This is a genomic window from Actinoplanes sp. NPDC051851 (assembly GCF_040681165.1).
Taxonomy (GTDB): domain Bacteria; phylum Actinomycetota; class Actinomycetes; order Mycobacteriales; family Micromonosporaceae; genus Actinoplanes.
On record NZ_JBFAYF010000104.1, the window covers coordinates 1 to 20,866 of the forward strand.

Sequence of the window (20,866 nt, forward strand, 5' to 3'; positions counted from 1 at the left end):
CTTCCGGGAGCGTGGATCAGATGCGGTCCGAGCTGGGAATCCAGGGCCTTGCCCCGGAGGGAAATCCCCCGGATTCATCCGTGGGGATCGTTAAGTGAGGAACTTGAGGATCGCGGCGTTGACCAGGTCGGGCTGGTCGAGGTTGGCGGCGTGCCCGCAGTCCTGAAGGATCGTGGCGCGGGCCAGCGGATTGGTGGCGGCCATCGCGGTGGCGTGTTCGCAGGGCCAGAACTGGCTGTCCCGCCCGGCGAGGAAGAGGCTGGGCACGCTGATCCGGGCGATCACATCCCGCCAGTCCTGCCCGGCGTGGTCGTGCAGGAGCGCCCGGCGCTCCGGGGTGCCCGGGTCGGCGAAGGCGGGCGGCCCGCCGAGCGCCGCGACCAGCCGGGCGATGCCGGCACTCCGGTCGCCGCGCGGCCCGTGCCCGGTGTCCGGGATGCCGCCGTCGAAGTACGTCCCGACGTTCTCCCTGGTCAGGCCGTAGAAGCCGTACTCCCAGGTATCGTCGTTGATCATCTTCGGGGTCTGGTCGACGGTGATCACCGAGCGCAGCCGGGCGCCGCCGAAGATGTCGTAGTACGCCCAGATCGTGCTGGCACCCATCGAGCCGCCGACCAGCGTCACGGCGTCCAGTTCCAGCGCGCCGAGCAGTTCGTGCAGGTCGGCGCCGTGCCGGGAGAGCCGTTGACCGTACGGCGGGGACTCCGAGGCGCCGTGCGAACGCCGGTCGAACCCGATCACCCGGTGACCCTCGGCGGCCAGTGCCGACCGTTGCAGCTCCCAGCTCTCCAGCGGCGCACAGAACCCGGCGATCAGCACGACCGGCGCGCCGTCCCCCTCATCGGTGTAGTTCAGGCGTACCCCGTCGCTGCTGATGATCGTCGGCATCCCCCGACCCTACGCCCGCGATCTTGATGATCACCCAGCTCACCGTGCCCGGCTCACGGTCGGTGGTCACTCGGGTGGGGTCGCCCGCGTCGAGCGGGCAACCGTGCATTTCGCCGATGACGGAACTATATGGCGCAAAGCCGGCCGCTCTCCATTGAGGGGGGAGAGGGGGACACCGCGGACGCCCACCGCGCGGTCGAGTCCGGTGTGGTGGGCAAAGTGGTGGTGCGCACAGAGCCTTGACACGAGTGGCATAGTGGCCCGCGATGATCGAGACCATCAATCTCACCAAGGCGTACGGGAACGTCTCCGTGGTGGACGGGTTGTCCTTCACCGCGCAGCCCGGCCGCGTCACCGGTTTCCTCGGGCTGAACGGTTCGGGGAAGACCACCACGCTGCGGATGCTGCTCGGCCTCACCCGGCCCACGGCGGGGGAGGCGCTGATCAACGGTCAGCCGTACGCCGCCCTCGATCGGCCGCTTCAGCAGGTCGGGGCGGTCCTCGAGCAGGGGATCAGCCATCCGGGGCAGAGCGGCCGGGCGCACCTGACCGCGCACGCGTTCCTCGCGGGTGCGGGGCGGGACCGGGTCGAGGCGCTGCTGGAGCGGGTCGGGCTCGCCGCGGACGCGCACCGGCGGACCGGGGACTACTCGCTCGGGATGGGGCAGCGGCTCGCGGTGGCGACCGCGCTGCTCGGCGACCCGAGGGTGCTGATCCTCGACGAGCCGGCGAACGGGCTGGACCCGGAGGGCATCGCGTGGCTGCGGCAACTGCTGCGGGATCACGCGCAGGCCGGCGGCACCGTGCTGATCTCCAGCCATCTGCTGGCCGAGCTCGCCCAGCTCATCGACGACGTGGTGATCATCGCGAACGGGCGGGTGCGGTCGGCGGTTCCGCTGGCCGAGCTCTACGGCGGCGCCGGGGGACGCCTGCGGGTTCGCGGTCGTGACACCGTACGGCTGCGGAAGGTTTTTGAAGAAGTGGGTGGGCAGGTCGCCGGCGACGAGCAGCTGCTGGAGGTCGACGGGCTGACCGCGGAGGAGGCGGGGGAGGCCGCGTTCGCCGCGGGGGTGCCGATCTACGAGCTGACCGTGCACACCCCGAACCTCGAACAGATCTTCCTCGACCTGGCGGGTGCCTGATGATCGCTCTGATCCGCGCGGAGTTGTACCGGATGGCCACGATCCGGTCGAGCTGGCTGCTGATCGGCCTGTTCGGGGTGCTGGCGGCCTCGTTCGGGATGTGGAACGCATACGTCTGGGCGCTCTTCGCGGGCATCGGCACGCTCGGCATCGCGGCCTTCACCGTCGCCCAGCACCACCAGCACCGGACGGCCGCGCTGCTCTACCTGGCCCGCCCGAAGCGCTATCCGGTGCTGTTCGCGCAGGTACTGACCACGGTCCTGGTCTCCTGGGTCTTCGCCGCGGTCACCGGCCTGCCGGCCCGGCTCAAGGACGGCAACGGCGCGGTGTACCGGCACACCCTCTGGGTCATTCCGGTCATGGCGGTCTTCGGCGCGGCCACCGCGGCGATCGTCCGCCGCGCGTCCTGGCTGATGTACGGCTTCGCGGTCTGGTTCATCCTGGTCGAGGGCATCATCGGCCGCCTGGAGCAGCCCCTGCCGATCACCATGTACATCGACGCGTCCCGGGGCGACGCCTGGGGCCTGGAGGTCTTCGCCGTCTGGGCCTTCGTCCTGCTCGGCATGGCCGCCCTGACCCTGCGCCGCGACTTCAGCGCCGACTGATCATCCCGGCAGGGCGTAGGCACGGTGATGTGCCCTGCCGGGGCGAGGATTCTTGCGAAACTCACAGGAATTTATGTGCATCTATGTAACGCAGGGCTGATCGTGTGGAGGGCATGTCGTTTACAAGTGTTTCGCCGCCCGTGATCCGGGGGCTTTTCGTCACCGTCCTCCTGATTCTGCTCGGTATGCCACCGACCGCGGCGTCCGGGATCGTCACCCCGGTCTGCTCGTGGGGCTGGCGAGTGAGTGCGGTCGACGTCAATGCCTACTATCCGGACACTGCGGCCGTGTACTGGTCGATGTGGTACCAGTACAGCGACGACCTCTCCTTCGACATCCAGGGCCGGTTCCCCGATGCGAGGTACATGTCATTCAATGTCTACGACCTCTATCCCTCCTCGTTCAGCAGCAACGGCGTCGAGTCCAGCCTCTCCGACTACGAGATCACGCCGGACGAGGGCAGCGTCAACCCGTGGCAGACCGACGCCGACCCGGGCGGCACCTACACCCTGCATCTGAAGATGAACCCGGACCCGGGCGAGGTGAACACGCTGCCGCTCGCGCCGGAGGGAACGGTGGCCGGCAGCAAGGGTTCGGTGATCTTCCGCGTCTACCTGGCCACCGATCTGGCCAACGTCGTGCTCCCGACCGTGACCGCTTATCACGGTGACACCGGGACGGTCCTCAACACCTGCCAGACCGCGGGCGAGGGCAACGCGAAGATCACCACGGACTCCGCCACGCTGACCGAATCCCTGCTCCGGTGGCGGGACCGCCGCCGCCGGGACATCGACCCGACCACCGGGCTCGCGTTCGCCCGCACGTCAGAACTCTCCCAGAAGGCGCCCAACAACGACAACGCCTACCTGATCACCTGGGTCGACCCGCCGGCGGCCGACGCGGACGACGTGATCATGATTCGTGCCAAGGCGCCCCGCGCGGTCTCCGGGACCCGTCCCCGGGCCTGGCCGGTCTTCGGCGCCGATGTCCGATACTGGTCCTTCTGCACGAACCTTCTGGAGCCCAACAACCCGGTGGTGGCGAACGTCCTCGAGGACGGATCCATCGACTACGGCTGCCGCTACGACGCCGACACGGCCATCGACCGCGACGGCTACTACACCTATGTCCTCGGCACCGAATCCCAGCGCGCCGCCATCGAATCCATTCACGGTGCCACATTCCTGCCGTTCTCCACCGACCAGTCCACCGCGTCCCACATGGTCATCATGCGCACGCTCCTGCCGACCGACGAGTTCCGTTTCGCCACCCAGCGTGTCGCCATGGACAGTTCCCCGGAGGCCGCCGCCGCAGTGATGGGCGACTATTACCCGCGCGTCTCCACCTGTTCCCTGACGAGGCTCACGCAGCGCGGCCTGCCGGCCTGCTTCCACCACTGAAACCCGTCGTGGGCCCGGGCCGTCCCTTTCCCGGTCCGGGCCCTTTCCGGGTACGCCCGAGAACGGCTCGGCGCCCCGCTCAAAAGGCGGCGTCGTTCAGGCGCGGAGATCGCGCTCGAACCAGGTGCCCGGCTTGCCGCCGAGCTGGGCCGGATCGGCCGGCCCGATGGCGACGAAACCACTGTTCAGTAGCACCTTGCGGGACGCGGCGTTCTGCTCGGCGGTGGCCGCCCGCAGGGTGCGCAGGCCGTGCTCGCCGGTCACGCGGCGGCACAGCTCCCGGACGGCCGCGGTCGCCACGCCGCGCCCCGTGACGTGCTCGGCGACCCGGTAGCCGAGGACCGCGGCGCGGCGGTGGATGTCGTACAGGTTGAACCGGCCGAGCACCGCGCCCTCCTCGCCGGGGAGCACGTAGAAGGCGCAGGTGCCGGTCTTCTGCTCGACCAGCGAGGCGGTGAACAGCTCGTCGAACCGCTCGAAGAAGGCATCGCCACGGTCCGAGATCGACGCGGCGAAGTAGGCACGGTTCGCGGTCTCGAAGTCGAGCACCGCGGCGGCGTGACGGGCATCCAGCTGTTCCAGCTCGGGCACCGCCCGACTCTACCCACCGCGCGGCCGATGCGAGACCCCGCCGGGGGATCGATGCGACATACCCTCAGTGTCTCGATCAGGGCCAGGTGACCAGCGACAGGAGGATCAGCGCCAGCGCCACCAGGAGCAGCAACACGACCGCGCCCGCCGCCGCGAGGGACCGCAGGATCGCCCCGAGCGGCACCAGCGCGTGGCCCACCATCCGCAGTGCGGAGAAGATCAGGAACGCCGAAACGATCAACACCAGGGTGTTGACGGTCGCGCCGGTGTCGTGAGCCTGGAGCGCGAGGGGTACTAACCTGTCCATGAGCCGTTCCTTTCGATGATCACTCGTCAGCGGGAAGCCCGGTTCACCATCGAGACGCCTTCGGTGCCCGCCGGAGGCGTCTTGCTACGTGGTACTTCGAGCGGATGGCATGCTCCATGGTTGGCCTGCAACATGGGGGCTGGCAATTGCCAGCGCGAACTTGACACGCTGGCTTTTGCCAGCTTATGAATTGACACCACGTTGCTTGCTAGGTAGCGGCTTGACAGCGCGATGCTTGCCATCCGCTTGCCATATGGTGGTCCCGAAGGGGGTGAACGCTGTGCAGCGTCGTACCAGCCCGATGCTGTTGCGTCGCCGACTCGGCGAGGAGCTGCGCAGACACCGCGAAGCTCGTGGGCAGAAGGCCGGCGATGTCGCCAAGGACCTGGGCATCAACCCGTCCGTCCTCAGCCGTCTCGAGAACGGCCAGCGCCGCCCGGTCCTCCTCTACGTCACCGCCCTCTGTGACTACTACGGGCTCGACCATGACACTGCCGACGCCTTGCGGAGGATCGCCCAGGGCGCCCACGCCGATGGGTGGTGGGAACAGTGGAACCTGGACGAGGAGCCCACGGAGTTCGTCGGCTTCGAGGCCGGGGCCAAGGCCGTGCTCACCTACGAACCCGGCCTCGTTCCCGGTCTACTGCAGACCGCGGAGTACGCCAGGCGTATCGCGCTGTCGCTGAAGTTCGGCGTGACCGAGGAGCAGATTCGGCGGAAGGTCGAATTCAGGATCAACCGGCAGCGGATATTGCGTGGCGACGACCCTCTGCGGCTTCACGCCATCCTCCACGAAGCCGTTCTCCGTGTCGACTTCAACGATCCTGGCATGCGGCGTCGGCAGCTCGAATATCTGCTCGAGTGTTCCGCTCTGCCGAACGTCACTCTACAGGTGCTCCGATTCAATGCGGACTCCGCGGTGGGTCTTCTCGGATCTTTCGCGGTCCTGGAGTTTGCTGATGATCTTGCCAAGGACGTCGTTCAGGTCGAGACGGTTCTTGGTTCGAAGTTCGAAAGAAAGGAGAGCGAGGTCGATCGTTGCAAGGATCTTTTCTCGGAAATCGAGTCGGCTGCCGATGGTGAAGACGCGAGCCTGGCCTTCATCGAGGCCTTGTTGCGTGATTCTGCTGAACAAAGGAATGTCGTATGAGTATCGAAGGCGTTGACCGCGCGGCCCTGAGCTGGCGGATTGCAAAGAAGAGTGCGAATGCAAACTGTGTTCAGGTCGCCAGGGACGCGTCCGGGACGATTTACTTCCGTAACTCCCGGAAGCCCGACGATGCGATGATCGCCTACACGCCCGCTGAGTTCGACGCTTTTATCGACGGCATCAAGCACGGCGAGTTCGACGACCTCTTGGGGTAATTTATCACGATATATGGGTACGGCCCGCAGGGTGACCTCCGGGATGGCAGCCCTATCCGGTCCCACCGGATAGGGCTGCGGTCAACCGTCAGGTCGACGGTGGGCATTATAGGGATATCCGTCAGCCCCAGGGGTCGCCGAATTCCGAGGTCGTATCGAACATGGCGCCGGTGAGTTTGTAGGCGAAAGCGGCGAAGGCCAGGAAGATCAGGCCGAAGACGATGGCGACGCTGATGCCGCGTGTGGGGCGGTTCGCGGCGACGGCCTGGGAGGGGCTGTCCGCGTCGTAGATGACCTCGACGGTGGTGCCGGTCACGTGGGAGCGGAACTCCATCATGTCCGGCAGGGCGGTCTTGATCTCCTGGCCCATCGCCGTGTGGAACGTGACGACCGGGAGGAAACGCATGCGGCCCTCGGAGGAGGATTCCATCTGGTTGTCGACGACCGTGGCCGTCGTGCGCTGGCCGGACGTCGCCAGCGTGCGGATTCTGAACCAGCGCCGCAGGGACGCGACTATTATCCCGGCGCCCACCAACGCCGGCATGCCCACCAGGAAGAACCTGACGAACAGCGGCAGCCACCCCGTGTCTTCGACCATGGGCCGAATGTAGATCACGGGTCACAACCCGTTGATCACCTGCGGGATCTCCGGGAAGACGTCGACCGCCGCGGTCACGAAACGCGGGTCGAAATCGGGCAGACGGCGGACGCCGCTCTGCAGGCAGGCGATGAACGGGATGCCCGCGCCGCCGGCGGCCAGCGCGTCGCCGGGGGAGTCGCCGACGTAGACGCACTCGTGCGGGGCCAGGCGCCGCTCGGCGAGCAGCTCGTCGAAGGCGCGCGGGTCGGGCTTGCGGAAGCGGGTGTTGCCCTGGTGGTATGCGCCGGTCACCCGGGCGGCGAGGACGTGGTCGGGCTCCAACAGGTGACGGACCTCCTGCTCGGCGCGGGAGGTCAGCAGCAGCACGGTGCGGCCCTCCAGGACCAGCCGGTCGAGAGCGGCCAGATTCTCGGGTGGGATCACGTCGAGGCGTCCCTCGGCGAGGTACCGCTGGTGTCGTACCGGAAAAAGGGTTGAGAAATGGGTCAGATCGATGCCGGGAGAGCGGTGCGGCATGGCGTCGAGCAGGATCTCACCCCAGGTGGCGAGGTGCACGGCGCGGGACATCGGCGGGCGGCCCATCTCGGCGAGGACGTCGTTCTCCAGATCGAACGACGCGGCCTCGGTCATGCATAGCGTGTCGTCCACGTCCACGATCACTGCCTTGATCATTAACGTAGTTTAGAAGCTTTCCTTAGTGTCAAGAATTCTCCCGAAGAGTACGCGATCTTACTTCTCTGACCAGGTGCTTTAAGGTATAAGCCGTGGCGAAACTCCGCGAAGCGCAGAAGGCGATGACCCGGCGCCTGCTGCTCGAGGCCGGGCTCCACCTGTTCACCACGAAGGGGTACGCCGGGACGACCGTCGACGAGATCGCGACGGCGGCCGGCACCACCCGGGTGACCTTCTACGCGTATTTCCCGACTCGCGCCGAATTGATGAGGACGCTGATCGAGGAGAGACTCGACGGGCGGTTCCACGCCGAGAGCGATCTGGTGACCGTGGTGGCCGACGGGACACCCGCCGCGATAGGCGCCTGGATGCGGCAGTCCTTCGCGAGCTGGGCCGAGAAACGCCCGATCCTGCGCATCGGCCGGGACGCCGCCGCCATCGAACCCGACCTGCGCGCCCTCGTCGAACGCTGGTTCGGCGAGGGCGTGCGGGCGATCGAGGACGGGCTGGAGCGCGCCGGGCGTTTCGCCCCGGAGGTTCGGCGCTTCCGGGGCGTGCTGGCGATGGCCGAACTGGATCACGTCGCCCGGAACGGGGCGGACGCGGACTGGCAGATCTCCGACGAGACGATGCTCGCCGAGCTGATCGCCAGCTGGGTCAGGCTGCTCGGAGCGTGAGATCCGGCAGACGGTCGCTGAGCTCGTCGAACGTGATGCCGAACGTCTCCCGGACCAGTACGCCGTCCGGGGTGATCAGGAACGTCGCCAGATCGGTGTAGACCCGGTTCACACAGCCCACCCCGGTCAGCGGGTACGAGCACCGCGGCACCAGCTTCGGGGTCCCGTCCTTGGTGAACAGCGTCATCATCACGAAGACGCTCTTCGCGCCGACCGCCAGGTCCATCGCGCCACCGACCGCCGGGATCGCGTCCGGCTCGCCGGTGTGCCAGTTCGCCAGGTCGCCGTTCGCCGCCACCTGGAACGCGCCGAGCACGCAGACGTCCAGGTGACCGCCGCGCATCATCGCGAACGAGTCCGCGTGGTGGAAGTACGCCGACCCGGGCAGCTCGGTCACCGGGATCTTGCCCGCGTTGATCAGATCCGGGTCGATCCGGTCGCCGGTGGCGGCCGGGCCCATGTTGAGCATGCCGTTCTCGGTGTGCAGCACGATCCCCGCGCCGTCCGGCAGGTGGTCGGCGACCAGGGTGGGCTGGCCGATACCGAGGTTGACGTACGACCCGGGCGCGATGTCCTTGGCGATCAGCGCCGCCATCTCGTGCTTGTTCAGGCCCATCAGACTGCCACCACCCGGTCGACGTAGATGCTCGGCGTCACGATCGCCTCGGGGTCCAGGGCGCCGGTCTCCACGACCTCGCTGACCTGGGCGATCGTCACGGTGGCCGCGGTCGCCATGACCGGGCCGAAGTTGCGGGCGGTCTTGCGGTAGACCAGGTTGCCCATCCGGTCCGACCGGTACGCGCCGATCAGCGCCACGTCGCCCTTGATCGGGTACTCCAGCAGGTAGGTCCGCCCGTCGATCTCCCGGGTCTCCCGGCCCTCGGCGAGCGGGGTGCCGACCGCCGTACGCCCGTAGAACGCGCCGATGCCCGCGCCGGCCGCCCGCATCCGCTCGGCGAGGTTGCCCTGCGGCACGACCTCCAGCTCGATCTTCCCGGCCCGGTAGAGGCCGTCGAAGACCCAGGAGTCCGACTGGCGGGGGAAGGAGCAGATCACCTTGCGGACCCGGCCCTTGGCGAGCAGCGCGGCGAGACCGGTGTCGCCGTTGCCGGCGTTGTTCGAGACCACGGTGAGGTCGGTGGCGCCCTGCTCGATCAGCGCGTCGATCAGCTGGACCGGCATGCCGGCCATCCCGAAGCCGCCGACCAGGACGGTCGAGCCGTCCGCGATCCCGTCGACCGCCGCGGCGGCGCTGTCACAGATCCTGGTCAGGCTCATGCCACGTTCTCCAATACCACCGCGAGAGCCTGGCCGACGCCGATGCAGATCGCGGCGACGCCGTAGCGGCCCTTCGACTCCTGCAGGCGCTTCGCCAGGGTGCCGATGATCCGCGCGCCCGACGCGCCCAGCGGGTGACCGATCGCGATCGCGCCGCCCTTGGCGTTGACGATCGTGGGGTCGATCCTCCAGGCGTCGACGCAGGCGAGGGACTGGACCGCGAAGGCCTCGTTGAGCTCGACGGCGTCAACGGAATCCCAGCCGATCCCCGCCTGCTTGAGTGCCTTGTTCGCCGCCTCGACGGGGGCGTACCCGAAGTCCTGGGGGGTGACGGCGTGCGTGCCGCGCCCGGCGAATCGAGCAAGCGGAGCGAGTCCGATATTTGCGCCTTCATTGCCGATCATCAGTGCGGCGGCTCCGTCGTTCAGCGGCGAAGCGTTACCAGGAGTGATCGTGCCCTCCTTGCGGAAGGACGGCTTCAGCTTGGCGAGCTTCTCCGCGCTGCTGTCCGGGCGGATTCCCTCGTCACGGGTGTGGTCGCCGACCGGCACGGTTAAATCACGATAAAACCCGTCATCCCATGCTTTGGCGGCGAGCTGGTGGGACCGCGCGGCGAACTCGTCCTGCCGATCCCGCCCGATCCCGAACCGGTCGCCGAGCAGCTCGTTCGCCTCGCCCAGTGAGACGGTCCACTCCTTCGGCATGTTCTCGTTGATCAGCCGCCAGCCCAGCGTGGTCGACACGGCCGTCACGTTCCCGGCCGGGAACGCCTTCGACGGCTTCGGCAGCACCCACGGCGCGCGCGTCATCGACTCGACGCCGCCCGCGATCACCACGTCCGCGTCGCCGGTCTCGATCGTCCGCGAGGCGATCATCGCGGCGTCCAGCGACGAGCCGCAGAGCCGGTTCACCGTGGTCGCCGGAACCTCCACCGGCAGCCCGGCGAGCAGCACCGCCATCCGGCCGACGTTGCGGTTGTCCTCACCCGCCTGGTTCGCGCAACCCCAGACGACGTCACCGATCGTGGCCGGGTCCAGGCCGTCTGCTTTCTCCAGTACGCCCTTGAGCGCGATCGCGGCCAGATCGTCGGGACGCCACTCGGCGAGGGCGCCACCGAACCGGCCGAACGGCGTACGGGCCGCGGCGTAGAGGTAGGCGGAAGTCATGGATCTAACGTATGCCTCGGCCACTGATTGAATCCAATACTGAATTAGGTCCGATTGATAACGTGGATGCATGGAACTGCGGCACCTGCGGGCGTTCACGGCGCTCGCCGAGGAGCGTCACTTCGGCCGGGCCGCGGAGCGTCTGCACATCGCCCAGCCTGCGCTCTCCCAGCAGATCAAGCAGCTCGAACGCGAGTTCGGGGTGGCCCTGGTCAACCGCACGACCCGCCGGGTGGAGCTGACCTCGGCCGGGCAGCGGTTCGCCGAACACGCCCGGACCGTACTCGGCTCGGCGGACCGCGCGTCGGCCGACATGTCCCTGGTCGCGTCGGGCCGGGCCGGGCGGGTGTCGGTCGGCTTCATCGGGAGTGCGACGTACGACCTGCTGCCGCTCGCCACCCGGGAGGTCCGGCGGCTGCTGCCCGGGATCGATCTGGAGCTGCACGGCGAGTTGCTCAGCCCGGCGCTGGTCGACGGGCTGCTCGACGGCACGTACGACCTGGTGGTGCTCCGGCCGGACCGGGCCCGGCGCCCCGAGCTCGACGTCCGGGTGCTGCGTGCCGAACCGCTGGTCGCGGTGCTGCCGGACCGGCACGCGCTGGCCGGGCGGCCGTCGCTCGACCTGGCCGAGCTGGCCGCCGAGCCGTTCGTCACGCACTTCTCCGGCGACCGCTCGTCGATGCACGAGCACGTCCTCGCCGCCTGCGCCGCGGTCGGCTTCCGCCCGGTATCGATCATGGAGGTGGGCGAGACCGCGACGCTCGTCGTCTTCGTCGCGGCCGGGCTGGGCGTCGCCCTGGTGCCCTCTCCGGTACGCAGCCTCGCGCTGAAGGGCGTCTCGTACGTCCCCCTGACCTCGGCGCCGGCCGTCGAGCTGGCCCTGGCGACCCGGGCCGGCGAGTCGTCCCCGGCGATCCGGCAGGTCGCCGAGATCGTGGTGAGCTGCCTTTAACCCAGTGCCGTCACGACCCGGGCCAGGGCGGTGGGGTGGTGCAGGATGCCCAGATGGCCGACGACGATCCGCCGGTGCAGCACGACCGCGGTGGCGTGCGGGGCGGCGGCGAGCGACGCGGTGTACGGCGTCACCATCTGGTCGTACCGGGTGACGATCGTGGTGAGGTTCGTGCCGGTCGCCGGGGGCGCGTCCCGGATCGCGGTGAGCACCGCCGAGCCGGGCAGCTGCTCGCGCCAGGTCGGGATCTTCGCGTCCAGCCAGAGCCGGAGCCCGGCCGGGAGCCGGTGCGGGCGGCGGAGCACTCCGTGCAGGGTGGTTCCGCCGTACGTCGGCGCGATCCCGACCAGCGTGCGCACCGCACCGGCCGCCGGTGTGGCGGGCAGGCATCGCACCAGGTAGTGCGCGAGCACGGCACCCCACGAGTGCCCGACGACGTCGACCCGCTTCGCGCCCGTCGCGGCCCGCACCTCGTCGATGAAGACAGCGAGCTCCAGGGCGTGCCGGTGGGTGGCGCTGACGTGCTCGCCGGGCTTCGCGCGCCGCCAGTCGAACGGGTAGACCGCCCGCCCGTGGTTCGCCAGCAGCGGCGCGAGCGTGAACCAGTCGGACGAGGACCGCCCGTTCGTGCCGTGCACCAGGACCACCGGCGTACCCGGGCCTGGCTCGGGTGTCTCCGGCCGGCGGGCTCCGGGCGGCAGCCCGCGCGGGTTCACCGCGCTGTGCCTCAGGGCCGCCCGCCGGCTGTACCGCACGTCGATCATGGGAGCCATTCTCCGGTGATTGGCTCTGTCTCTCCAGATCCACTCCGGCTGAAGATCAAGAGATGAAGGCTTTCACCGTACGGTTGTCCGCGCTGATCGGCGGCCTCGCCCTGTTCGGGTTCGCGATGTCGCTGATGGTCCGCGCACACATCGGGGTGGAGCCGTGGACCGCCCTGGCCCTGGGTGCGTCGATGCGGTCCGGCCTGAGCTTCGGCCTGGTGGCGAACCTGATCGGCGCGGCCGTGCTGGCCCTGTGGTTCCCGCTGCGCCAGCGCCCCGGCCTCGGCACGGTGATGAACATCCTCCTGGTCGGCACGATCGCCCAGCTCGGCCTGCTGATCGTCCCGGCGGTCGCCACCCTGCCGGTCCGGATCACCCTCTACGTCGCCGGCCTGCTCCTGCTCGCGGTCGCCTCGGGCCTCTACATCGCGGCCGGTTTCGGCGCGGGCCCTCGCGACGGCCTGATGACCGGCCTCAAGCGCCGATTCGGCATCCCGCTCTGGCTCGGCCGTACGGCCGTCGAGGTCACCGCCGCCGTGATCGGCTGGTACCTGGGCGGCGACATCGGCGTCGGCACGGTGGCGTTCGCGCTGCTCATCGGCCCACTCTGCAACCGGACGCTGCCCTGGTTCACGGCGCGCATCCCGTCCCGTCCCCACCCGTCCCGCCCACACCCGTCCCGCCCACACCCGGTTGCGTGACCCCACCCCCTCACGACCCCGCGCGCCGCCGGGTTCACGCCGTGGCGGTCGGCATGCGGTGCGGCATCTGCCAGCCGGTCGCCAGGCGCGACGGGTGGACGTTGCGCCCGTCGCCGAAGAACTCGGTGAACTTCATGATCAGCGGATCCCAGCGCATCGGGTCGACGTACGCCGTACCCGGGATCAGCAGCTCCTCCTCGACGTGGGTGCGCAGAACCTCGACCTCGAACGCGGTCGCGTCGAGGGCCGTCCCACCGAACGGATGGGCGGCCACCAGACGGCATTCGAGCTGGATGGGACACTGCAGGATCCGGTCCGGCCCGACCAGGTTCGACGGCTGAGCGGTGAGGCCGGCGGCGGCGAACTTGTCCGCTACATGCCGATAGCCCTGCCGGTACTTGTAGCCGGGCACGTCGCGGCGCCCGGTGGTCATGGCGAGCCGGTCGACGACGTCGACCATGCCGGCGCCGGGCAGGTTCAGCACGGCCTCGCCGTCCCGCTTGAGGTTGGCGGCGGTCTGGCTCTGGTCACTCAACCCGAGCAGGCAGGACTGTCCGATCCACCAGGCCGACGACATCGGCGCCAGGTTGGTGCTCCCGTCCTCGTTCCGGCTGCTCACCACGACCACGGGCGTGCCGAAGTACAGCACCTTGAGTCCGGGTACGACATGCATCTGTCTCTCTCCAGCGTCTCGCCGACGACGGCGTCCGGTCCGGGCGCCGCATGCCACGATGCCGGTGCACACCGGCGCTTCGCTGGCGGTTTTCGGACGACGCGTTCGAACCGATCGGCCGGCGCCGATGGCCTTTGTGGACGCCGAGGGGTGACGGGTCTGGCCGGGGGAGAGGCGGCTGTGCTTGCATGTCGGGACCTCGCACCCTTGCTGCGGAAGAGAGCCCGATGGCGAAGGCACAGCGCAAGACGGAGAACGAGATCGGCTTCAAGGCGGTCCGCAGGATCGTCGAGAGCGTCGAGCCCGGTGGCGGCGCCGTCGAGGTGGTCGACCGCCTCTTCTCCGCGGTCCTGATCCTCTCCCCGGTGGTCCTCGGCCCGATCGCGGCGATTCCACTGCTGGCCCTCTTCGACATGAAGAGCGACCTGATCCGCCAGGCGACCGACCTCGCCCACCGCCTGGCCGGGACGAAGGGCGACTTCCTGGACCGCAGTCGATCCCTCGCCGCGGCCCACTGGCTGATCACGTACTCGGCCTACTTCGAGGCCTGGAAGAGCATCGCCGGCGTCGCCCCGCCGGCCGCCGTGATCGACGCGGCCCGGTCCCATGTGGCGGAGCATCATCCCGGCTCCGGACCCGACGTCAGGCCCGTGGACTCCGCTCAGCCCAGGGCTCTATCGGACTCCGACTACGCGGCGCTGCCGCCGGTCTCCCTGCCGCATCCCGCATCGTCGTTCCGGACCGAGGCGGAGGACCGGCTGGATCTCTACACGAGGATGATGCACGTCCACCGTAACCTTCAGATGTTCCTCGCCGATACGCCGAGCAACCTCTCGGTCCCGCAGTGGAACGGACTGCCGGCCGCCGCGGTCGAGTATTACCACGCCCAGTACCTCGACCTCCTCCTCGAATACCGGGACTTCTTCGGGTACGCGTTGCTCTACGAGTTCCAGAAGACGCAGGAACTCGGGATCGCGCTCGCCGCCGAGACCGGGGCGGAGATCCAGCGGGTTCAGCACGCGCTGTCCGGGATCGACCAGGGACTGACCAACCTCGCCGCGGCGTTGACCGTCCTCACCGACGTGGATCCGGCCGAGACCGAGGCCCGGCGCGTCGCCGATGCTCTGCAACGGCACTATCAGAGCGAGATCGAGAAGCCGGTCATCGTCGACGAGGACCCCGGCGACGGCCCGCGCCTGGTCTTCCCCGCCCGGGAGCACGCGTTCGTTCCGCAGTCTTTCAAAGCCGTCGAGTACGACCGGGAGAACCTGCGCCTGGAACACGAACAGACGTGGGCCGGGGCTCCGGAGCGTGGCGACCTCGGTGGGTTCCTGGTCCACTATCTCCAGTCCGATCGCAGCGTCGACCAGCCGCTCGTCCTGCTCGGCCACCCGGGGTCGGGGAAGTCACTGCTCACCCAGGTGCTGGCCGCCCGCCTGATGCCGCCGGTGTTCACCGTCGTCCGGATCGAACTGCGCTTCATCGACCCCGATACCGACCTGCAGACCCAGATCGAGGATCAGATCCGCCGGGACACCGGACGCCGGGTCGACTGGGCAGACTTCGCGGACCAGTTGCGGAGCGAGCCGCCACTGATCATCCTCGACGGATATGACGAACTGCTCCAGGCCACCGGCCAGGTGCACGCGAGCTACCTCACCAACGTGCGGCGGTTCCAGGAGCGGGAGCGGGTGCAGCGCCGCCCGGTCCGTGTGATCATCACGAGCCGGATCACCCTGATCGACAAGGCGACCGTGCCGCTCGGCGCCACCGTGATCCGCCTCCTCGAATTCGACGAGGACCGTCGCCGGAAGTGGGCCGAGATCTGGAACACGGCGAACCGTGGATACTTCGCGGAGACCGGGGTGCGGCCCTTCGAGGTGCCGGCCTCGGCGCGCCTGTCGCCGCTGGCGGAGCAGCCGCTGTTGCTGCTCATGCTGGCGCTCTACGACTCCAGCGCCAACGAGTTGGCCGGCTCCGGGATCGACCGGACCGAGCTCTACTACAACCTGCTGACCAGGTTCGTCCGCCGTGAACACGAGAAGCACGGCACCGCCCGGGACGGCGCCGATCTCCAGGCGGCGGTCGACGCGGACATGCGCCGGCTCGGCGTGGTGGCGATCGGGATGGTCAACCGGTTCTCGGTCTCCGCCCGGCGGGAGGAGATCGGCGCCGACCTCGCCTACTTCAAGGCAGAGCGGGCGAGCGGAGCCCCGACGACCGGAGCGCTGCTGTCCCCGGCCGACCTGTTGCTGGGCAGCTTCTTCTTCATGCATCACTCGCAGGGGCAGACGGGCGATCCGGACGGCCCGTCGGCGGGCATCTCCTCGTCCTTCGAGTTCCTGCACAACACGTTCGGCGAGTTCCTCGCCGCCGACTTCATCGTCTCCGGTCTCGTGGAGGCCGCCGGGATCGCCGTGGACCTCGACGGGCGGGAGCGTCTCCGTCCGAAGCTCGACGAACACCTCGCCAAGCCGAGCGAGGACTGGTGCGCGACGTACGCCTTCGCCCCGCTGCACGGCCGTCCAGTGATCGTCGACATGGTCCGCAGCTGGTTGCCGCACCGCTGTCGGCGGGCCGGGCTCGCGCCCGAGACGGTGGCCGCCGCAGTGCGCCGGATCATCGACCGGCAACTGCTCGACATCGCGACGAACCGACCGTCGACATGGTTCTACGAGGGGATCGACACAGCACCGAACGAGACCCGGTCGCTTCTGTACCACCTGGCGACCTACACGCTGAACCTCGTCGTGATCGGCGCGGTGGCCACCTCGGCCCCATACCGACTGCCCGTTTCTGGTGATCACTGGGGGACTCTTGCGCACCTGTGGCGAGGTGCCTTCACGGAGGTGAGTCTCCTCGCCGCGTCCGCGATTCTCGCCACCAAGGTGACGGATGACAGGGTATCGATGATGTCGCGGCCCCTATTCGCCACACCGGGCAGCGGATCACCTCTGGAGACCAGGGCCACAGTCGCCAAACTACTTGGTGATCACTTGGGCGAGGGAACCTCGATTCTGGCGCTCGCCGAGTTTGCGCCGATCGTCGCTGACGATATTGAGGTTGCAAAGTCCGCCCTGTCTAAAGGTGGCGTGGCTCTCGCTGACCTGCTGGATGCGCGGATCAGTAAGCAACGTATATCCGCCGATTCGCCCAACGGGCTGCCCTCGGTGCGCACCTACCCCGGGTTTGCGAATTCGCTGCGGAATTTCAAGATCGGTGTGGGCCTGCACATCCTGGAGCTGTTCGATGTCGAACAGGCCTCGGAGGAAGCGATCGAGGCCTTCGGGGGTATTGGCCCCGAGAAGGTCGAGGATTTTCTTCAACTCCCGATCTATTACGCCAAGCGTGTGCTCTCGGTGAAAGGCAGGCTGGAACCACGATGGATTGACGATCTTTCTCGTAAGCTTGCGATGCTGGTCGACGGAGATCGTCTTGGAGATTTTGCCATCCTGGCTGATGTGCTTCGCCTAGGGCGAGTTCAGCAGGTTCAGGCTCGGCGGGGTATCGGTTTGCTGCTCGCGGCGCTGTGGAGGCGTGCGGAGACCCTGTCGGCGGACGTCGCGGCCGAGCTGTTGATCAGCAGTGACAGCGCCGAGGGACGTGTTGTGGCCGATGGTCTGTTCGCGCGGTCGCTCGGATCCTACGAGGAACTGCGTGTGCTGCCCGAAGAGTCCATGATCAGGCTGATCCTTCTGCTGGCCGAGCCGGATCGTTTTCCGCAGTCAGCGGCGAGTATGACCGCCGTGGTGGAACGCTATGTCGGCTATCGTTGGGATCGTCGTCATGAGAGGGACGCGCCACCCACCCTTGCCCTCGCCGTCCATGGTCTTCTCGATACACCTCCAGGTAGCGGATGGCTGCGGATGGAAATAGCTGGCGGGAGGCAGGGCCTTCAGTACATTCTGGCCTTCGTGCGGATTGCCCGTCTTCGTGGATCATTTAGCCCACCGAGTCATCGAGATATGCTCAGTTTTCAGGATATTTTGTCAAGTTTGCGGGCTGAATCGATTGATGATCTTGAGGATCGGCTGACGAGCCGTCAGTTGGATGATCTGCGGTGGCTGAGGACGGTGACGCGCTCTGCGGAGTGAGCAGAGGGGAGGCGTCGGGGATACGATGGGGTGGGCAGTGCGCCTGCCTGTGTCCTCTGAGGTTGCCCACGTCGGCCTCTGCTGTTGGGCCAAGAGTCGCTGACTCGGCGTGATGGTGATGGATCGGTGTTCGGCGTGTTCGCCGTCCGTTCGGAGCAGGGCGTGGGGCTGTGCCGGAGGCTCCTATGAACGAGAAACAGGACCGGACGACTTCCACTCCACGACGCGGGCGTGCCCGTAAGCGCGCCATCCGCGCTCAGGCCGCCCGCACCGGTGTCGCGTACTCCGTCGCGGCGCGGCAGCTCGACGCCGTGGCGCTGCGCAGTGGGGAGATGCCGGCCACGTACGGGCGGACCATCTATCCGGCCGGGAACGATCCACATCGGTGCCGGCTCGTCGAGGCGCGGAACGGGCGGTCGTTCGCGGAGCGGCTCGAGGACACCCGGCGGGCCGCGGTGCTTCCCGAGGGGCGGGCCCGGCATCTGGTCGAGCGGTTTCCGCCGAGCCGGGGGCGGGCCGGGTCCAAGGTCGGGCCGCTCTACCACGGGGAGGGGCGCGCCGAGCTGCTGTCCATGCTGTACCTCGCGGTCGCCGTGGACTCGCCGGGGCTCTTCCCGGACCGGGGTGACCTGGCCTGGAGTGCGGAGCTGGGGGAGGAGACGGCCCTCGACACGGCCTGCGCGGAGCTCGACCGGGCGGCCCGGCTGCTGCTCGACCGGGAACCCGCCGAGCTCGGGACCGTTCTCGACCGGGCGCTCCAGATCTGCGGGCGGACCCAGGACTGGCACCTGCGCAAACCCGCCGTGCGTCTCGCCGGGGTGTCCCGGGTGCTCTGGGCGCCGGGGGAGACCCCGGAGGGGGAGCCGTACGTCGGGCGGCCGCCGTTCACCGGGGTCCGGCAGATCCTCGACGCGGTGCTGATGATCGCGGAGGACGGGCACGCGCCGGGGACCCGGGTGCGGATGCTCGCCGAGCCGTATCAGGGGCGGCGGGCGACGATCGTCGGGGCGGTGTGGGCGATGCCGGCGCCCCCGGTCGCCTACCACGTACACATCGACGGGGATACCGGGTCGTTGACGGCACGTACCGAGGACCTGGTCGTTCTGGCTGGTCAGGGGTCGACGTCGGGCTGAGGCGCGGCATGGGGCGCACCTCTTCGCCGACGACCTGCCCTGCGGCGAGACGAACCGGCGGCTGGCCGGCACCGTCGAGGCGGGCCTGCGGAAGATCGGGGTCACCTCCCAGCGCAGCCGGCGCCGGCACTGTAGAAGACTGGGGTGTTTCCCCGGTCCGAAGTGGGGCCCGTCGATGCTTAGCTGTGCGCATGCCGACAGTAATCTTCATCCACGGGCTCTGGCTGCACGCGACGTCGTGGCAGCCCTGGCAGGACTACTTCACCGCCGAGGGGTACGACACCCTCGCACCCGGCTGGCCCGGCGACCCCGGGACCGTGGCGGAGGCCCGGGCCAACCCGGAGTCGATCGCCGACCACGGTATCGACGACGTCGTGGCCCACTACGCCGCGCTGATCTCCACGCTTAATGAGAAGCCGATCCTGATCGGTCACTCGTTCGGCGGGATGATCGCCCAGAAGCTGCTCGGCCAGGATCTCGCGGACGCCGCGGTGGCGATCGACGCGGCGCAGATCAAGGGCGTGCTGCCGCTGCCGCTGTCGGCGCTGCGGGCCACCCTGCCGGTCTTCAAGAACCCGGCGAACCGGCACCGGGCCGTCTCGCTCACGGCGGAGCAGTTCCGGTTCGCCTTCGGGAACGCCGTACCGGAGGAGGAATCTCAGGAGCTGTTCGACCAGTGGACCATTCCGGCGCCGGGCAAGCCGCTCTTCGAGGCCGCGGCGGCGAACTTCGACCCGCACTCGCCGGCGAAGGTGGACACCGCCAACGAGCTGCGCGGACCCCTGCTGCTGATCACCGGCGGCAAGGACCACACCGTGCCGGAGGCCGTTACCCGCGCGACGCTGAAGCAGTACCGGCACTCCGAGGCGGTCACCGACATCCTCGACTTCCCCGACCGGGGGCACTCGCTGACCATCGATCACGGGTGGCGTGAGGTGGCCGGCGCGTCCCTCTCGTGGCTGCGGAGCCAGGGCCGATGACCGGGGTTGTGGCGGGTCTCGCCGGGAAGACCGTGATCGTCACCGGGGCGAGCAAGGGCATCGGGCTGGCGGTCGCCGCGGCGCTCGTGGGTGCCGGTGCCAACGTCGTCACCGGTTCCCGCACGGTCACCCCCGAGCTGATCGAACTCGGACTGCACGCCGTCAAGGTCGACCTCGCCTCGGCCGACGCGCCGGCGACCCTGGTCGAGGAGGCGCTGACCACTTTCGGCGGCGTGGACGTCCTGGTCAACAACGTCGGCGGGGTCACGCCCCGGACCGGCGGGTTCCTCTCGGTCACCGACGACGACTGGCTCTCCGCTTTCAACATCAACTTCCTGTCCGCCGTACGGGCCACCCGAGCCGTCCTCCCGCACTTCCTGTCGCGCGGCGCGGGCGCCGTGATCACCGTCGCCTCGGTCAACGCGACGCTGGCCGACCCGCTGGTCATCGACTACGGCGCGGCCAAGAGCGCCCTGGTCAACTTCTCCAAGGCGCTCTCCAAGGAGGTCGGCCCGCGCGGCATCCGGGTCAACACGATCAGCCCGGGCCCGGTCAGCACCGCGCTCTGGCTCGGCGACGGCGGCGTCGCGGCCGCCGTCGGGCAGGCCGCCGGGCGTACCCCGGAGGAGATCGCCGCGGCCGCCGCCTCCGGCTCGGTCACCGGCCGTTTCACCCGCCCCGACGAGGTGGCCGCCCTGGTACTGCTGCTGGCCGGCGAGAGCGCCGCCAACGTGACCGGCGCGGACTTCGTCATCGACGGTGGCCTCAAGCCCACCGTCTGATCCACCCTCTCAACGCTGTGACGAGCCGGTGGTGCGGGGTGTCTCGAGGCGCTCGACACACCCCGCACCACCAGCCGACCGGCCGCGGCACCCCG

Annotated in this window: 22 protein-coding genes; 12 read left to right on the forward strand and 10 right to left on the reverse strand. The window is 68.8% G+C overall.

Translation table 11 applies throughout. The features are described 5' to 3' along the window. Positions 1 to 90: 90 nt before the first annotated feature. Positions 91 to 888: an alpha/beta hydrolase gene (locus tag AB0M08_RS45025; protein ID WP_364507761.1), complete on the reverse strand. Its 798-nt coding sequence runs from the start codon at positions 886 to 888 to the stop codon at positions 91 to 93. 266 nt (positions 889 to 1,154) lie between these two features. Here AB0M08_RS45025 and AB0M08_RS45030 point away from each other — a divergent pair, with 266 nt between their 5' ends. From AB0M08_RS45030 to AB0M08_RS45040, 3 genes are all read left to right on the forward strand, one after another. Beyond that, positions 1,155 to 2,030 (forward strand): ATP-binding cassette domain-containing protein, encoded by an 876-nt coding sequence (locus tag AB0M08_RS45030; protein WP_364507764.1) that lies wholly within the window; start codon positions 1,155 to 1,157, stop codon positions 2,028 to 2,030. Continuing rightward, positions 2,030 to 2,635 carry a hypothetical protein gene (locus tag AB0M08_RS45035; RefSeq protein WP_364507767.1) on the forward strand — a complete coding sequence of 202 codons (606 nt, stop codon included), beginning with the start codon at positions 2,030 to 2,032 and terminating at the stop codon, positions 2,633 to 2,635. The genes AB0M08_RS45030 and AB0M08_RS45035 overlap by 1 nt, the downstream gene beginning before the upstream one ends. Before the next feature lie 185 nt (positions 2,636 to 2,820). Further along, the gene (locus AB0M08_RS45040) at positions 2,821 to 4,035 is read left to right on the forward strand and encodes a hypothetical protein (RefSeq protein WP_364507769.1); all 1,215 of its coding nucleotides are present in this window, start codon (positions 2,821 to 2,823) and stop codon (positions 4,033 to 4,035) included. 96 nt (positions 4,036 to 4,131) lie between these two features. On the opposite strand, the gene AB0M08_RS45045 is transcribed toward AB0M08_RS45040, so the two are convergent. Both AB0M08_RS45045 and AB0M08_RS45050 read right to left on the reverse strand, forming a co-directional pair. Further along, a complete protein-coding gene (locus AB0M08_RS45045; RefSeq protein ID WP_364507772.1) occupies positions 4,132 to 4,626 on the reverse strand; it encodes a GNAT family N-acetyltransferase in 495 nt (164 codons plus the stop codon). Positions 4,627 to 4,702: 76 nt separating this feature from the next. Beyond that, positions 4,703 to 4,933, reverse strand: a complete 231-nt coding sequence (locus AB0M08_RS45050) for a hypothetical protein (protein ID WP_364507775.1) — start codon at positions 4,931 to 4,933, stop codon at positions 4,703 to 4,705. 271 nt (positions 4,934 to 5,204) lie between these two features. Here AB0M08_RS45050 and AB0M08_RS45055 point away from each other — a divergent pair, with 271 nt between their 5' ends. Both AB0M08_RS45055 and AB0M08_RS45060 read left to right on the forward strand, forming a co-directional pair. Further along, entirely contained in the window at positions 5,205 to 6,083 is an 879-nt protein-coding gene (locus AB0M08_RS45055) for a helix-turn-helix transcriptional regulator (protein ID WP_364507778.1), read from the forward strand. Beyond that, positions 6,080 to 6,298 carry a DUF397 domain-containing protein gene (locus AB0M08_RS45060; RefSeq protein ID WP_364507781.1) on the forward strand — a complete coding sequence of 73 codons (219 nt, stop codon included), beginning with the start codon at positions 6,080 to 6,082 and terminating at the stop codon, positions 6,296 to 6,298. The genes AB0M08_RS45055 and AB0M08_RS45060 overlap by 4 nt, the downstream gene beginning before the upstream one ends. A 121-nt stretch (positions 6,299 to 6,419) precedes the next feature. Here AB0M08_RS45060 and AB0M08_RS45065 read toward each other — a convergent pair whose 3' ends face one another. Together AB0M08_RS45065 and AB0M08_RS45070 are read right to left on the reverse strand one after the other, a co-directional pair. Beyond that, complete coding sequence (locus AB0M08_RS45065; RefSeq protein ID WP_364507784.1) at positions 6,420 to 6,914, reverse strand: DUF3592 domain-containing protein; 495 nt, start codon at positions 6,912 to 6,914, stop codon at positions 6,420 to 6,422. 3 nt (positions 6,915 to 6,917) lie between these two features. Continuing rightward, on the reverse strand, positions 6,918 to 7,571 hold the full coding sequence (locus AB0M08_RS45070) for an HAD hydrolase-like protein (RefSeq protein WP_364507787.1): 654 nt from the start codon (positions 7,569 to 7,571) through the stop codon (positions 6,918 to 6,920). Positions 7,572 to 7,663: 92 nt separating this feature from the next. Between AB0M08_RS45070 and AB0M08_RS45075 the strand changes: the two genes are divergently transcribed. Further along, complete coding sequence (locus tag AB0M08_RS45075) at positions 7,664 to 8,248, forward strand: TetR/AcrR family transcriptional regulator (protein WP_364507790.1); 585 nt, start codon at positions 7,664 to 7,666, stop codon at positions 8,246 to 8,248. Here the strand turns inward: AB0M08_RS45075 and AB0M08_RS45080 are convergent. From AB0M08_RS45080 to AB0M08_RS45090, 3 genes are read right to left on the reverse strand one after another with little or no spacing between them, the layout of a single operon-like run. Next, positions 8,229 to 8,864: a 3-oxoacid CoA-transferase subunit B gene (locus AB0M08_RS45080; RefSeq protein WP_364507793.1), complete on the reverse strand. Its 636-nt coding sequence runs from the start codon at positions 8,862 to 8,864 to the stop codon at positions 8,229 to 8,231. The two genes, AB0M08_RS45075 and AB0M08_RS45080, sit on opposite strands and share 20 nt — an antisense overlap. Beyond that, positions 8,864 to 9,526 carry a 3-oxoacid CoA-transferase subunit A gene (locus tag AB0M08_RS45085; protein WP_364507796.1) on the reverse strand — a complete coding sequence of 221 codons (663 nt, stop codon included), beginning with the start codon at positions 9,524 to 9,526 and terminating at the stop codon, positions 8,864 to 8,866. The genes AB0M08_RS45080 and AB0M08_RS45085 overlap by 1 nt, the downstream gene beginning before the upstream one ends. Beyond that, positions 9,523 to 10,692, reverse strand: coding sequence for a thiolase family protein (locus tag AB0M08_RS45090; RefSeq protein WP_364507799.1), 1,170 nt, complete (start codon positions 10,690 to 10,692; stop codon positions 9,523 to 9,525). The genes AB0M08_RS45085 and AB0M08_RS45090 overlap by 4 nt, the downstream gene beginning before the upstream one ends. A 70-nt stretch (positions 10,693 to 10,762) precedes the next feature. Between AB0M08_RS45090 and AB0M08_RS45095 the strand changes: the two genes are divergently transcribed. Beyond that, on the forward strand, positions 10,763 to 11,644 hold the full coding sequence (locus AB0M08_RS45095) for a LysR substrate-binding domain-containing protein (protein WP_364507802.1): 882 nt from the start codon (positions 10,763 to 10,765) through the stop codon (positions 11,642 to 11,644). Here AB0M08_RS45095 and AB0M08_RS45100 read toward each other — a convergent pair. Next, the gene (locus AB0M08_RS45100) at positions 11,641 to 12,408 is read right to left on the reverse strand and encodes an alpha/beta fold hydrolase (protein WP_364507805.1); all 768 of its coding nucleotides are present in this window, start codon (positions 12,406 to 12,408) and stop codon (positions 11,641 to 11,643) included. The two genes, AB0M08_RS45095 and AB0M08_RS45100, sit on opposite strands and share 4 nt — an antisense overlap. 62 nt (positions 12,409 to 12,470) lie before the next feature. On the opposite strand from AB0M08_RS45100, the gene AB0M08_RS45105 reads away from it, so the two are divergent. Then, positions 12,471 to 13,109, forward strand: a complete 639-nt coding sequence (locus AB0M08_RS45105) for a hypothetical protein (protein ID WP_364507808.1) — start codon at positions 12,471 to 12,473, stop codon at positions 13,107 to 13,109. 34 nt (positions 13,110 to 13,143) lie between these two features. On the opposite strand, the gene AB0M08_RS45110 is transcribed toward AB0M08_RS45105, so the two are convergent. Continuing rightward, complete coding sequence (locus tag AB0M08_RS45110; RefSeq protein WP_364507811.1) at positions 13,144 to 13,782, reverse strand: flavin reductase family protein; 639 nt, start codon at positions 13,780 to 13,782, stop codon at positions 13,144 to 13,146. Positions 13,783 to 14,009: 227 nt separating this feature from the next. Here AB0M08_RS45110 and AB0M08_RS45115 point away from each other — a divergent pair, with 227 nt between their 5' ends. From AB0M08_RS45115 to AB0M08_RS45130, 4 genes are all read left to right on the forward strand, one after another. Next, a complete protein-coding gene (locus AB0M08_RS45115) occupies positions 14,010 to 17,876 on the forward strand; it encodes an ATP-binding protein (protein ID WP_364507814.1) in 3,867 nt (1,288 codons plus the stop codon). 185 nt (positions 17,877 to 18,061) lie between these two features. Beyond that, positions 18,062 to 19,009 carry a hypothetical protein gene (locus tag AB0M08_RS45120; protein ID WP_364507817.1) on the forward strand — a complete coding sequence of 316 codons (948 nt, stop codon included), beginning with the start codon at positions 18,062 to 18,064 and terminating at the stop codon, positions 19,007 to 19,009. A gap of 191 nt (positions 19,010 to 19,200) precedes the next feature. Further along, positions 19,201 to 19,989, forward strand: a complete 789-nt coding sequence (locus AB0M08_RS45125; protein WP_364507820.1) for an alpha/beta fold hydrolase — start codon at positions 19,201 to 19,203, stop codon at positions 19,987 to 19,989. Then, positions 19,986 to 20,771, forward strand: a complete 786-nt coding sequence (locus tag AB0M08_RS45130) for an SDR family oxidoreductase (protein ID WP_364507823.1) — start codon at positions 19,986 to 19,988, stop codon at positions 20,769 to 20,771. The genes AB0M08_RS45125 and AB0M08_RS45130 overlap by 4 nt, the downstream gene beginning before the upstream one ends. Positions 20,772 to 20,866 lie beyond the last annotated feature (95 nt).